The organism is Streptomyces sp. NPDC104381 (assembly GCF_055583745.1).
Genome location: NZ_JBVJNK010000006.1, coordinates 622815 through 636181 on the forward strand (window position 1 = coordinate 622815; position 13367 = coordinate 636181).

10 protein-coding genes are annotated in these 13367 nt (G+C 74.4%); 7 read left to right on the top strand and 3 right to left on the bottom strand.

The annotated features are described in order from the left end of the window. Positions 1-11: 11 nt before the first annotated feature. On the bottom strand, positions 12-1436 hold the full coding sequence (locus tag ACZ607_RS24025) for an FAD-dependent monooxygenase (RefSeq protein WP_469737619.1): 1425 nt from the start codon (positions 1434-1436) through the stop codon (positions 12-14). Between the two features lie 38 nt (positions 1437-1474). Here ACZ607_RS24025 and ACZ607_RS24030 point away from each other — a divergent pair, with 38 nt between their 5' ends. The 6 genes from ACZ607_RS24030 (at position 1475) to ACZ607_RS24055 (ending at position 9436) form a co-directional block, all read left to right on the top strand. Continuing rightward, positions 1475-2119, top strand: a complete 645-nt coding sequence (locus tag ACZ607_RS24030; RefSeq protein ID WP_469737621.1) for a TetR/AcrR family transcriptional regulator C-terminal domain-containing protein — start codon at positions 1475-1477, stop codon at positions 2117-2119. Positions 2120-2267: 148 nt separating this feature from the next. After that, positions 2268-3233, top strand: coding sequence for a glycosyltransferase family 2 protein (locus ACZ607_RS24035; RefSeq protein WP_469737623.1), 966 nt, complete (start codon positions 2268-2270; stop codon positions 3231-3233). A gap of 3 nt (positions 3234-3236) precedes the next feature. After that, positions 3237-4583: a polysialyltransferase family glycosyltransferase gene (locus tag ACZ607_RS24040; protein WP_469737625.1), complete on the top strand. Its 1347-nt coding sequence runs from the start codon at positions 3237-3239 to the stop codon at positions 4581-4583. 55 nt (positions 4584-4638) lie between these two features. Further along, positions 4639-5922 (top strand): hypothetical protein, encoded by a 1284-nt coding sequence (locus tag ACZ607_RS24045; protein ID WP_469737627.1) that lies wholly within the window; start codon positions 4639-4641, stop codon positions 5920-5922. Then, positions 5919-8285 (top strand): polysaccharide pyruvyl transferase family protein, encoded by a 2367-nt coding sequence (locus ACZ607_RS24050; RefSeq protein WP_469737629.1) that lies wholly within the window; start codon positions 5919-5921, stop codon positions 8283-8285. Before ACZ607_RS24045 ends, ACZ607_RS24050 begins: the two co-directional genes overlap by 4 nt. Before the next feature lie 50 nt (positions 8286-8335). Next, positions 8336-9436: an acyltransferase gene (locus tag ACZ607_RS24055; RefSeq protein WP_469737631.1), complete on the top strand. Its 1101-nt coding sequence runs from the start codon at positions 8336-8338 to the stop codon at positions 9434-9436. 10 nt (positions 9437-9446) lie between these two features. Here ACZ607_RS24055 and ACZ607_RS24060 read toward each other — a convergent pair whose 3' ends face one another. Continuing rightward, the gene (locus ACZ607_RS24060; protein WP_469737633.1) at positions 9447-10778 is read right to left on the bottom strand and encodes a polysialyltransferase family glycosyltransferase; all 1332 of its coding nucleotides are present in this window, start codon (positions 10776-10778) and stop codon (positions 9447-9449) included. Then, positions 10775-11758, bottom strand: coding sequence for a glycosyltransferase family 2 protein (locus tag ACZ607_RS24065; RefSeq protein WP_469737635.1), 984 nt, complete (start codon positions 11756-11758; stop codon positions 10775-10777). Before ACZ607_RS24065 ends, ACZ607_RS24060 begins: the two co-directional genes overlap by 4 nt. A 208-nt stretch (positions 11759-11966) precedes the next feature. On the opposite strand from ACZ607_RS24065, the gene ACZ607_RS24070 reads away from it, so the two are divergent. Further along, entirely contained in the window at positions 11967-13352 is a 1386-nt protein-coding gene (locus tag ACZ607_RS24070; protein ID WP_469737637.1) for a DUF6716 putative glycosyltransferase, read from the top strand. Positions 13353-13367 lie beyond the last annotated feature (15 nt).

Genomic DNA, 13367 nt, shown 5'->3' on the forward strand with positions numbered 1-13367 from the left:
ACCGTAGAACCTCAAGCGAAGTCGAGGTCAAGGCCCAGAGGGGCCGCGTACTCGGCGAGCCCCGTGGTGTCCTCGCCGGCCCAGCCGATGTAGCCGTCGGGCCGGACCAGGAACAGACCCTTGCCGTAGGCCTCGGCCGCCTCCGTGCGGAAGGTCCGCAGCAGGGCGCCGTCCCGTGCGGGCAGCGGGGCGTCCGTGCCGACCGCGAGCAGTGTGAAGTGCGGCCCCCGGAAGACGTCGAAGAGCCGCCCGCCCTCGCCCGCCGGGCCGTCCGGGGCCCGGTCGCCGGCTTCCAGGAGGCCCGCCCGGCCGGACGCCAGCGGGCCTTCGCGGTAGCCGAGGCCCAACTGCTGCGCCGCGGTGCCGCGTTCCTGCTCCCCCCGGTGGATGCGGGTCGAGAGGCCCAGCATCTCGGCGGCGACCGGGCGGCGTTCCTGCTCGTACGTCTCCAGCAGGGCGGCGGGCGCGCCGTGCAGCAGCACCTGGCCCAGCTTCCAGCCCAGGTTGTAGGCGTCCTGGACGCTCGTGTTCAGCCCCTGGCCGCCTGCCGGGGAGTGGATGTGCGCGGCGTCGCCGGCGAGAAGGACCCGGCCGTCGCGGAACCGGTCCGCCAGTGCGGCGCGCGGCCGGAAGTCCGACGACCAGCGCACCTCGGTGACGTCGTCCTCGCTCAGGTGGGTGCGGGCGGCGACCACGGCCCGTACGCCCTCCGGCGTGGTGTCGGGCGCCCCCTCCTCGAACCGGGCGACCAGCTGGAAGTCCGGGGTGCCGGGCAGCGGGCAGAGCGTGAGCAGGCCCGCCTCGCCCAGGAAGATGTGCCAGTCGTCCCGGTCGAGGGCCGCCTCCGCGATCCGTACGTCGGCCACCAGCGTCGGCGACGGGTCCACGGTCTCGCCCTCCATCGTGATCCCGAGCGCGCGCCGGACCGTGGAGCGTCCGCCGTCCGCCGCGACCAGGTAGGAGGCACGCACCTCGCCGGTGGTGAGCCGGGCGGTGACCCCGTCGGCGTCCTGCGACAGGCCGGTGAGGGCCGCCGAGAAGAGGACGTCGCCGCCCAGTTCGCGCAGGCGGGCGAGCAGGATCTCCTGGGTGCGCCACTGCGGCATCATCCAGGGCTCCCCGTACGGCTCGGCCTCGGTGGGCGCCGCGCGGCGGAACAGGTCGTACGCGCCCTGGCGCTCGCCGTCCTTCCAGGTCATCCCCACCGGTGCGGGGCCGCCGTGCTCCCGCACCGCACCGCCCAGCCCCAGGTCGTCGAACACCTCCCGGGTGCGCGGCTGGATGCCCTTGCCGCGCGACCCCGGGAAGAGCGAGGGGGCCTGCTCGACGACCAGCGCGCGCACTCCGCGGCGGGCGAGGTCGCAGGCCAGGGCGAGGCCGCAGGGACCCGCGCCGACGATCAGGACCCGCGTTTCCTTAACGTTGTTAAGTTCCATGATTCGGAGTGTGCGCTTAACGCTGTTAAATTGTCAAGGTGGGTACGACGAAGATCGACCGGGCGCGCGTCGCGGACGCCGCGCTGGAACTGCTGAACGAGGTGGGCCTCGACGGGCTGACCCTGCGCGGCATCGCCAGGGAGCTGGACGTCAAGGCGCCCGCGCTCTACTGGCACTTCAAGGACAAACAGGCGCTGCTCGACGAGATGGCCACGGTGATGTACCGCCGGATGCTGGCGGAGGATCTGCCCGGGCCGGCGCCCGAGAGCTGGCAGCAGCAGATGGTCACGTACCAGAGCGTGCTGCGCCGCGCCCTGCTGCGCTACCGCGACGGCGCCCGGGTCTACACCGGCGCCCGGTTCACCGGCACCGACCACGCCGACGGCCTGGAGGTCCACCTGCGCACGATGGTCGACGCCGGGTTCGAGCTGTGGCAGGCCGTGCGCGCCGGCACCACCGTGAACGCGTACACGTTGGGCTTCGTCACCGAGGAGCAGGGCGTCCAGCCCATGCCGGACGAACGCCGGGAGGGGTACGACGTCGAGGAACGGGCCGCGCGCCTGGAGCGCTACCCGCTCGCCGCGGCGGCCGGCGCCGAGATCTTCACGCGCTACGACGAACGCTTCGAGGACGGCCTGTGGATCGTCGTCGCGGGCGTCGAGGCGCGGTACGGCGTGGCCTGAGGCCCCCGCGCCCGCACGGGCAGGCCCCCGGGCCTGCACGGGTCACTCCCGCGACGCCCAGAGTTCACCGTTCGTCGGGCCGGACGACACCCTCTCCTCCATCCCCCTCACTAGCGTGTGCGGACCATGATCGAAGGTGAGGGCCCGCGTGCCGAAGCTGTCCGTTGTCGTTCCGTTCCACAATGTCGGCGCCTACGCCGACACGACGCTGGGCAGTCTTGCCCGTAACGCGGGCCCGGACATCGAGTTCCTGCTGGTCGACGACTGCTCCACGGACGACACACCGGCGGTCGTCGACCGCTGGGCCGACAGACTCCCGCACGCCGAGGTCATCCGGCACGAGAAGAACGTGGGCATCGCCGCCGCCCGCAACAGCGGCATCGACGCGGCCCGGGGCGACTTCGTCACCTTCCTCGACGGCGACGACTGGTACGCCCCCGGCCACCTGGACCGGCTGCTGCACGCCGCCACCGAGCTGGACTGCGACTTCGCCCGCACCGACCACGTCCAGGCCACCGGGACCAGCAGGGTCGTGCGCCGGGCGCCGGCCCGGCTCCGCGAGACCGTGATGGACCCGCGCGAGGGCATCGCCGCACCCGAGTGGGAGACCATGGTCGACTACCCGTTCGTCTGGGCGGGCGTCTACCACCGGCGGCTCTTCGAGGACGGCGGGCACCGATTCACCACCCGGCTGCGCACCGCCGAGGACCGCCTGTGGATCTGGCAGCTGCACCTGCGGGCCCGCACCTACGCGGCGCTGAACCTGTACGGCGTCTTCTACCGGCGCGGCGTCACCACGTCCCTGACCCAGATCAAGGACGCCCGCCAGCTGGACTTCTTCCCCGCCTACGACACGCTGCTCGACGAGATCCGCGAGGACCCGGACGCGGAGCTCCTCCTCCCCAAGGCGGTCCGCACCTACTGCGCGATGATCGCCTTCCACAACGAGAAGGCGGACGCCTACGAACCCGCGACGTTCCGGCGTCTGCGCCAGGAGTCGGCGGCCGCGCTGCACCGCATGCCGCAGCAGGTCCTCGACCGCACCTTGACGATGATGGACACCAGGCGCAGCACTCTGCTCGGCCGCCTGCGTGACAAGCAGAAGGCCGCCTGACCCATGCCCACGCGTACCCAGATCTTCCAGGTGTCGACCCTGTACGGGGCGGCCACGCTCGCGGCGGCGCTGGACGCCGGCCGGTTCGGACCCGGACAGGACAGCCACCGCGTCCTGCTGGTCTCCAACAACGCGGCGATCCCCGAGACCGCCCTCCGGATGGAGGAGATGCGGGGGTACGGGGACATCGCCGCCCGCTTCGACTCCGTCGTCGACTGGAACGAGGCCATCAGCCCGCACCACCCCAGCGGCTGGGGCCCGCGCGCCGAGGAGACCGAGCTCTGGCAGCGCGCCTTCCGGCTCGCCTGGGGCATCGACCCGGAAGGGCCCGTCGACCTCGCCGTCGAGTCCATCCAGGTCAACCCGGCCCGCGCGCTGGCCGCGATCTTCTCCGAGAGCGCCGTGCACGTCTACGCGGACGGCCTGATGAGCTACGGCCCGACCCGCAACAAGGTGCCGCGTTCCCTCGCCTGCCGCATCCAGCGGGTGCTCCACCTGGACCTCGTACCGGGGCTGCGGCCGCTGCTCCTCGCCGAGTCCGGCGTCGAGCCCGAGCTCGTCCCCGACGACGCCTTCCGCAAGGTGCTCGGCGAGATCGCCGGGGCGGCGGCCGGCGACCGCGGGCTCGCGGAGGCCGAGGCCGCCGCCCCGACGGCCGTGCTCCTCGGCCAGTACCTCGCGGCGCTGAACATCCTCACGGCCGACGAGGAGGAGGACCTTCACCTGCGCATGCTGCGCGGCGCGGCCCGGGCCGGCCACACCTCGATCCTCTTCAAGCCCCACCCCACGGCGCCGGCCCGCTACTCCAGGGCACTGGACGACGCGGCCACCGAACTGGGCGTACGGCTGACCACGCTGGACGGCCCGCTGCTCGCCGAGACGCTCTACGAGCGGTGCGCGCCCACGCTCGTCGTCGGCTGCTTCTCCACCGCGATGTTCACCGCCGCCGTGTACTACGGCATCCCGGTCGCCCGGGTCGGCACCCGCCTCGTCCTGGACCGCATCACCCCGTACGAGAACAGCAACCGGGTCCCGCTGACGATCGTCGACCACCTCGTGCCCGACCTGGACGAGCAGGGGGGCGACCCCGTGCCCCGGCTCGCCCCGACCGCACCCGGGACCCTCGCGCCGCTGCTCCGGACGGTCGGCTACTGCATGCAGTCCGGACTCCACCCGGCCCTGCGCGCCGAGGCCGAGGCCTGGCTGCGGGACCACCTCGACAGCGGCACCCAGCACTACTTCAAGCGGCGCCGCCTGCAGAAGCTCACCCTGCCCGGCGGCGGCCCGCGAGGAGCGGCGGTCCGGCTGCGCCGCACCGTACGGCGCACCCGCAGCAGCCTCGGCCTCTGACCCGGGACCGGGGCGCGCCCCGGCCGGCCACTGATCACAGAACGGCGGAACGAGCATGGGCCAGACCTTCAGCGGGCTGCTCAGGGCGGTGCGGGCGAGAACCGGGCAGGGCGGTACGGCGCGCCCGGCGCCCACGGCCGCCCTGCGCCTCTGCGGCGACTACCTCGCGGGCCTCGCCGCGAGCGGTCCCCCGGACGACGCCCGGCGGACCCGGCTCGTCGCCGCCGTCGGGGACCTCACCACCGCCACCGGCACGGACAGCCTGTTCGACGCCCTGCTCCGCACCGGGCAACGGGCCCTGGAGACCGGCGGGGAGGCGGAGACCCGCCTCGCCCTGGACCTCGCCGTCGAGGCCACCGGGCTGCGCCCCCGGTCCAAGGGCGCCTGGCGGCTGCGCGGGAGCGCGCTGGACGCCCTGGGCCGCCGCGACGAGGCCGTGCAGGCCTACGAACAGCACCTGACGCTCCAGCAGAACCCGGCGGCCTCCGAGGACATCACGCGCAGGACCGCCACCCTCAAGGAACTCCGCGCCTGCCTGGACGAGGCCGCCGGGCTGCTCCCCGGCGAGGACGGCGACCGGCTGCGGGCCCTGCACCACGCCCCCGCCGGAGCGGCCCGTACCGCCTTCGCCGAGGTCGTACGCACGCGGAGCGCCGAGGCCGGAGGAACGGCCGACCCCGCCGTACGCCGGCTCGTCGCGCTGTACGCCGCCCACCGCCGGCTGCTGGACCGGGACAGGATGGCCGACCCCCTGCTCGGCGGGGCGGAACCGGTCGGAGTCACCGGGCTGCGCGGCCTCGTCACCGGCCGCTCGGTCTGCCTGGTCGCCGGAGCCGCCCGCGTCACCGACGAGGAACGCGACCCCGGGAGCCCGCTCGGCAAACTGATCGACGGATACGACCTGGTGATGCGCTGCGACACCCTCCCGCCGGCCGCCCCGCGCACCGACCTGCACGCGGTCACGCTGCGCGGCGACACCCCCTGGACGGGCCCCGCCTGGCACCGGAAGGCCGGCACCCGGCTGGTCTTCGGCGACCCGCTGCCGCACTGGCGCCGCTCGCTGCGCGCCCGCCTCGTCGCAGGCGCGCAGGACCACATCGGCGACGCCTCGCTGCGGCGCCCGCTGGACGATCCGGCGCTGCTCGGCGAGGGCGGCAGGTGGCCGGGGACCAGCACCGCCTTCACCCTGATCAGGCTCCTGGACTTCCTGGACGCGGCCGACCGCCTGGACCTCGTCGGCTTCGGGCTGCCGGGGCAACTGGCGCCGGGCGAGCACGCGTGGGTGACGGCCCGCGCGACCCACCAGGACGAGACCGAGATGAGGACCGCGCTCCGATGAACACCCCCGCCGAGCCCACCGACGGCAGACGGCCCGGGCCGACCGCCCTCCACGGGCGCGCTCCCGCCCCCGACGACCGGCGCGCCGTCACCGGCAAGCGGCGGATCGCCTTCGCCGCGTACGCCGACGAGGCCCGGATGCCCGGCCTCCTGGTGCTGCTGCGCAGCCTCGCGCTGGCGGACCCGGCCGTCTGCGAGGACTTCCTCCTCCTGCACCCCGGACTGCCCGAGTCCACGCTCGACGCCGCCCGCCGGCTGCACCCGCGCCTCGTCCCGCGCACCGCGGGCAGCCGCCTCGACGTCTTCCGGACGACCGGGTACGACACCGTGATCGCGCTCGGCCCCGGCATGGTCGTCCTCGGCTCGCTCCAGCCGCTGCTGGCCCTCCGCACCGGGGTGGCCGCCGTGGCGCGGCCCGGCCCCGGCGGCGTACGGCCCGTGCGGGACGGCGGGCTGCTGGTGATCCAGCACCAGGACGTGACGGACGCCGTACGCGACGCCCTGGCCGCGGGCGAGGAGGCGGTGGACCGGGCGCTGGGCGAGGCGGGCGTCCTCGAACCCCTCGGCTCCCGGTACGACGTCCCGGCCGGCCCGCCGCACGACGACACCCCCGTACCCGGAAGCACCGTCGTCCTGCGCTTCACCGAGGACGCCGCCCCCGGCACCCCGGCCCGCGAGGCGCGCGAGCGATTCGATCTGGACGACGAGGCGTTCCGCGCCGCCTGCCGCACCCTGCCGGGCCCCGTCCACCCCGAACTGCTCCTGCACTGCGCCCTGCCGCTCCCCGAAGGAGGGCGTGCGCCGGTGGACCTGGTCCGCCGGGTCGCGGAGGTGCACCGGCAGCAGGGCCGCTACGACGAGGCCGTCGCCCTGCTGACGGCCGCCGTGGCGGACCGGCCCGACCGGCCGCGCTGCCACGAGACGCTGGGCATCAGCCTGATGGCGCTGTCCCGCTACGAGGAGGCCGAGGCCCACCTCCAGCTGGCCACCGTGTCCCCGGACTTCGCCGCCCGCGCCTACGGCCAGCTCGCCCGGCTCGCCTGGCTGCGGGGCCGGACCGCGGACGCGCACGCGTACGCCCGCGAAGGGCTCGACGCCGACCCCACCGACGGCAACTGCCACGCCTGGTACGTGCGTACGCGCCCTGTGGCGTCCCCCGCCACGGGCACCGCCGGCGAACAGCTCGCCCATGTCGCCCTGTTCGCCGACGGGCAGGAGAACGCGGGCGACAAGGTGCTCCCCGAAGCCGTACGCATGTGCTTCGGTCCCGACACCGGTCAGGCCCGCTGGCACGAGCGGCATGTGCACCGGCTGGTCGACGAGCCCGGACTGGAGGAGCTGAACGCCCGGCGCGGCATCGTCGTCGGCGGCGGCGGGCTCTTCCTCCCGGACACCGCGCCCAACAGCAACAGCGGCTGGCAGTGGAACATCCCCGACGACGTCCTGGCCCGGATCACGGCCCCGCTCGTTGTGTTCGCGGTCGGCTACAACGTCTTCGACGGCCAGCGCTACCGGCGGGAGCGCTTCGCGGCGAGCCTCACCGCCCTGGTCGAGAAGGCGGCCTTCTTCGGCCTGCGCAACCAGGGCTCGGTGGACCGGGTCAGGGAGCTCCTGCCCGAGGAACTGCGGGACCGGGTGCGCTACCAGCCCTGCCCCACGACCGTGGCCCGCCACCTCGACCCGCGCCTGGACGACGGCCCGGACGACGGCCCGGACCGGGACGACACCGTGCTGGTCAACTGCGCCTACGACCGCGCGGGGCTCCGCTTCGGCCACGACTACGGCCACTTCCTGGCCGAGACGGCCACCGCCGTGCGCGCCGTCGGCGAACGCGCCGAGGTCCGGTACGCGGCCCATATGCCGGCCGACGAGAAGTTCGTCCACGACCTGCGCAGGGAACACGGCATCGCGCTCCCCGTGGAGCCCCTGTACGTGTTCTCCAACGACCGCATCCGCGCGCTCTACCGGCGTACGCGCCTGGTGATCGGCATGCGCGGGCACGCGGGGATGATCCCCTTCGGCTGCGGCACCCCGGTCATCAGCCTGGTCTCGCACCCCAAACTCGCCTACTTCCTCGCCGACATCGACCGTCCCGAGTGGGGCGTCTCCGTCCACGACCGGTCCCTGGGCGCCCGTCTCGCCGAACGTGCGGCGGCCGTGCTGGACGACCACCGGGCAGCCGTGGCCGATGTGCGCGGCCGGCAGGAGCACCTGTGGTCGGTCACCCGCGCCAACCTCGCCGAACTCCGGGACGTCTTCGGCCCGGCCGGCCCCCTCGACGGGCCGCACGCGGCACACGTCCCCGGGCCGCGTGCCGGAGCGCCGGCACGCGGCCTTCACCTGCCCGACACCCGGACGAAGTGACTGTTCACCTGACCGGAGTTCACCCCGGACCCGCCCGTTCGTAGCCTTCGATGACCATGCCTTCCTCCGTCTCCCCGGCCGGCCCGCCCGCCCTCGCGCAGTCCCCGGAGCCCGCCGCCGAACCCCGCCCCCACCGCGAACACCGGTACGACATCGATCTGATCCGGCTGCTCTGCTCGGTCGGCGTGATCCTCTGCCACACGGGCTCCGCCTTCGTGAACACGGCGGGGCGCGAGGCCGCGCAAGGGCCCGGCACCTACTGGGCGGGCCTGGTCGCGGACTCGGCCGGCCGCTTCGCCGTACCGCTGTTCTTCGCGATCGCCGGCTGGGTCGTCCTCGTCGGCGCCCCCGTCCGGGACGGCCGGCAGCTGTGGCGGCGCATCGTGCGGATCGTGGTGCCGCTCGCCGTGTGGACGGTGCTCTACGTGGCCTGGGGACGGCTGCGCGGCACCAACGACGCGCCCGCCGGTGAACTGGCGCTCGACGCGCTGTTCGGCTCGGTGCGCCCGGCGTACCACCTCTGGTACCTGTACGCCTACATCCCCGTGATCATGCTGCTGGCCTTCGCCGCCCTGGTGCGGTCGGGCAAGCGCCCCTGGGGCCTGGGTGCCGCGCTCCTCGTCCTGGGCGCCGCGCCGAGCCTCTCCGGTGACCTGGCCGAGGTCACGGGCCTCGAACTGCCGCGCTTCGGCTGGGGCTTCGGCCCGTACCAGCTGATCTACGCCGCCCTCGGCGCCCTGCTCCTCGCGCTGCCCCCGCGCGCCTCCGGGAAGCGGCGCCTGTGGTGGCTGCTGCCCGCCGGCGCCTTCCTGGCCGCGATCGTGGCGTACCAGCACGAGGTGCACTACGCGATCCCGTACGCCGGCGTGCTGGTGGCCCTCTTCAGCGCGGGCGTGCTGCTCTCCCTGCACCGGCTGCGCGTCCCGGAACGGCTGCGTCCGGCGCTGACCAGGCTCGCGGGCGCCTCGTTCGGCGCGTACATGATCCACGTGCTGGTGCTGGGCGTCCTCACCGACGCCCTGGTCGACGCCGACCTGACGCTTCCCGTGGCGGCGGCCCTGGTGCTCGCCGTCACCGCCGCCACGACGGTCCTGTCCTTCGGCGCCGCGCTGCTCTGGACCCGGCTCGGGCTGACACGGCTGCTGGGCTGAGTCCCCGCGCTCAGCCCCGCTTCAGCGCCCGCGCGCGCCGTGCGAGCCGGCGCAGCACGGGGCTCCGGCGTACGAAGGAGAGGCGGGCGGGTACGACGCCGGGGAGGGCCAGCGAGCCGAGACGGCGGCGCTTGAAGTAGCGCCAGGTCCGGGCGTCGAGCCGGGTGGCGAGGTAGTGCTCGGCGGCCGGGCGGAGGTCCGGGCGGACGCGTGGCCGCATGGCGAACGCCACCGCCGGCAGCAGCCCGCCGAGTGCGTCGGCCACCGAGGCCTCCGTCAGTACCGGCCGGTCCGCCGCATCGGCGGGTCCGGCCAGGTCGGGCAGCAGGGCGTCCACGACCGTGACCGGGATCCTCGCCGGGTGCTCGTACGGGGTGAGGCGCTCCAGGAGGGTGCCGGTCCCGGCCCGGGCGACCGGCAGACCGTAGTGCACGGCCGCCGTCAGCAGGGCCGTCGCGTACGCGCCGACGACGAGCGCGGGGCGCAGCCGTTCGTGCAGGACCTCGGCCAGGACCGGCGCGCAGGGGTCCGGCCCGGTCAGCTCGACCCCCAGGCGCGCGGCCTCGGCGCGCAGGGCCTCGGTGGCGGGCGCGGGGCCGCCGGGGTCGCGGTGGAGCACGAGACGGGTGTGGCCGAGGGCGGCCGTGCCGCGCACCATCCGCAGGTGCAGCTCCGCCTCCTCGGCGGCGGGAAGCATCCCGGGCTCGGAGAGCAGCAGCAGCGCCGCACCCTCCGGGGCCCCGGACTCCGGCGCCTCCCGCGCCAGTTCGCCGAAGACCTTCAGCAGGGCGGAGGCGGGCAGCGGGTGGGGTACGGCGTCGAACTCGCCCAGCAGGAGCGGTGTCACCCCGGGCAGCAGGTCCGGGTGGATGAGCCGCCGGACGCGGGTGCCGACCAGCGGCGGGATCTTCCCTCCGGTCGGGCCGTAGGCGGTCAGGCCGTCCGCGTACACGGTCACCGGCCCGCCGGGGAGGACCTGGGCCAGAGCCAGGGCCGGCGCGGTGTGCGGGGACTCCAGGACCAGCTCGACCTCCTCGTCCCCGAGCCCCCAGGCGCGCCGCAGATGCCGCTCCCACAGGGGTACGTCGTCGGGGCGGGGAGTCCAGGCGGCCGGGTGGAGCGGGCGGACGGCGTCGTTCCACGAGAGCACCTCGTCGAAGCGGGCACCCAGCCGCCCGAACCCGGGCATCGCCCGGACCGGGACCCCCGCCTCGGGGACCGCCGTGGTGTCGCAGAGCAGCAGGATGCGGCGGCCGGGGCTCCCGAAGCAGCCCGAGTCGAGCGCCGCGGCGAGCAGGGCCACGCCGCGCAGGCCGGAGGCGACGAAGATCTGGACGGTCATGCGGCGGACGCTCCCTCGGAGACGGCGGACCTGCGGCGCAGCCTGCGCAGCACGGTCGCCCGTTCGGTGTCCATGGAGTCCAGGACGTCGTCGAGCACGCGCTGCGGCATTCTTCCGAGCGCCGCGGAGGCGAGCGATTTCAGGGTGCGGGCCACGGAAGGTTCGAATTTCTCGATGGAACCGATGTGGTGGGAAATCACCGCGCAATAGGTGCGTACGGCTTTCGGCATCAGAATGTCCGCGTCACGGTCCGTCGCGGTATCCGCGAGCACCTGGTCATAGGCCCGGATGAAATCCAGCTGGCGTTCGTCGCCGATGCGGGTGAGGGAGGTCGCGACCCCCCGCCGGTAGAAATGACTCAGCGTTCCCAGGACCGCGAAGGATTCCGCCTCCCGGTGCAGCCGCCAGATCCACGGCCGGTCCTCGGCGGTGCGCAGCCCGTCGGTGAAACGCAGCAGCCCCCGGTCGAGCAGACTCCGGTGGTAGAGCCCCGCCCAGGCGAACGCGTAGTCCACCGAGGTCGTCCGGCCGGCGGGCAGGATCGCGTCCCGGGGGTCGCTCACCACGCCCCGGGGGCCGTGCGGAACGTGGCGCACCGTGCGCGCCGTACCGGTGACCTGGACGTGGTCCGTGCGTACGAACGCGCAGCCCAGGGCCTCCGTACGGGCGAGCAGCGCGGCGTAGTGGCCGGGCGCCAGCCAGTCGTCGCCGTCCAGGAAGGCGATGTACTCGCCACGGGCCGCGTCCAGGCCGGTGTTGCGGGCGGTGGCCAGGCCCGCGTTGAGCTCGTGCCCCCGGACCACCACCCCCTCGATCTCGTCCCGGGCCCGGCGCAGGAGCTCGGCCGTCCCATCGGTCGAGCAGTCGTCGACGAGAATGAACTCGAAGTCCTCGCGGGTATTGGACCGCAGGCTTCTGAGCGTGTCGGGAGCGTATGCCCGGACGTTGTAGAACGGCACGATGACGGAGAGCTTGACCACCCGCAGCACGCTAGGGGCGGCCCCGGCATTCGCCTCGACACCCGCCCGTACGGAAAGTGAACGGCACGCGGCGGAAAAGTGAACCCGGCCGTTTCCCGGGCCGATTCACCCTTACGGGGAGCCGGATCTCCAAGCGTCGACCGGCTGTTAACCATCTGTTGCCACCGCGTTGGGCCACGGATCGAAATGGCTTCCTAGCTTTTACGACGTGCCCCCTCGTACCGATGACGCGGCCTCCCCGGCCGCCACCCCAGCAGCCGGCCGTGCGGCCCTCCGCATGGCCGTGCTCGCCGACTCCGACACCCGGTGGAAATGGGGCGCGCTCACCGCGCGCCGCCTCTCCGGGGACCCGGTGACCGGCGCGGCGGAACGCCCCGTCGAGATCAGCGGGCTGCTGCTGCGCGGACGGGCCACCCCGACGCCCCGCCAGCTCGCCGAGGTGGGCGAGGTCGGGGTCGACACGGGCCGGGTGCGTGAGGTGACCGCGGTCGAGTTCCTGCACACGGTGCGGGACGAGGCGTACGACGTCGTCGTCCTCGCCCTCGTGGGCGGCGCCGTCCAGGCGATGCTGCACGGCCTGGCCGCACTGGACCTGCCCCGCAGGCCCGTCGTCGTCACCGGCTATGTCGGGGTCGTCTACGAGAAGCTCGCGGACGGACTCCTGCTGCGCCACGGCGCGGACGTCGTCCTCGCCAACTCCCGCCACGACGGCGAGCGTTTCCGCGCGGTCTACGAAGGGGTCGGCGCCGACGCGTCGGCCGTCACCGAGGCCGCCCTGCCGTTCCTCGGCGGGGAGCCGCACCGGGCCCAGGAGGGCCGCGACACCGTGGTGTTCGCCGCCCAGCCCTCCGTACCCGCGTCCCGCGCCGACCGTACGTACCTGCTGCGCCGGCTCGTCGAGCACGCCCGGCTGCACCCGGGCCGCGAGGTGCTGCTGAAGCTGCGCTCCAAGCCGGGCGAGCACACCACGCACATCGAGGAACTGCCCTACCAGCGGCTCGCGGAGCGGATCCCGGGCGGCCTCCCGCCCAACCTCCGCCTCGTGTACGGGCACATGGGCGAGGTCCTGGACCGCACGGACCTCCTGGTCACGGTCTCCTCGACCGCCGCGCTGGAGTCCCTGCACCGGCGGATCCCGACCGCGATCCTCTCCGACCTCGGCGTACGCGAGGGCCTCGGCAACCACCACTTCATCGGCTCGGGACTCATCACGTCCTGGGACCACCTCGACGGCGGCTTCCGGCCCGAACCCGACGGGACGTGGCTCGCGGGCCAGGGCGTCGCCGCCGACGGCACGTACGGCGCGGCCTACGACACCGCCCGCGCCCGGGTCGCGGCGCTGCTCGACGCCGGGCCGCTGCCCCGCCTCGCCCCCTACTACACGCCGGCCACCGCACCCGGATACCTCCCCGGCATCCTCGCCCGCCACCACCTGGGCCCCGACGGCCACCCGCTTCCGGGCGCCGTCACGCCCAAGGAGACGGGCCGGGTCCGGGGCGCGGTCCGCGACACCGTACGCAACGCGGCGCGCGGCGCCTACCGCCACGGCGTCCAGCGGGTCGCCCCCGTGATCCGGCGGATGGGCGAGCTGTGACCACCGACTCAGGAG

What these genes read in the sequence shown, in the direction of transcription:
- ACZ607_RS24025 (WP_469737619.1), bottom strand. Translation starts at nt 1,436, where the DNA reads ATGGAACTTAACAACGTTAAGGAAACGCGGGTCCTGATCGTCGGCGCG.
- ACZ607_RS24040 (WP_469737625.1), top strand. Translation starts at nt 3,237, where the DNA reads ATGCCCACGCGTACCCAGATCTTCCAGGTGTCGACCCTGTACGGGGCG.
- ACZ607_RS24045 (WP_469737627.1), top strand. Translation starts at nt 4,639, where the DNA reads ATGGGCCAGACCTTCAGCGGGCTGCTCAGGGCGGTGCGGGCGAGAACC.
- ACZ607_RS24050 (WP_469737629.1), top strand. Translation starts at nt 5,919, where the DNA reads ATGAACACCCCCGCCGAGCCCACCGACGGCAGACGGCCCGGGCCGACC.
- ACZ607_RS24055 (WP_469737631.1), top strand. Translation starts at nt 8,336, where the DNA reads ATGACCATGCCTTCCTCCGTCTCCCCGGCCGGCCCGCCCGCCCTCGCG.
- ACZ607_RS24060 (WP_469737633.1), bottom strand. Translation starts at nt 10,778, where the DNA reads ATGACCGTCCAGATCTTCGTCGCCTCCGGCCTGCGCGGCGTGGCCCTG.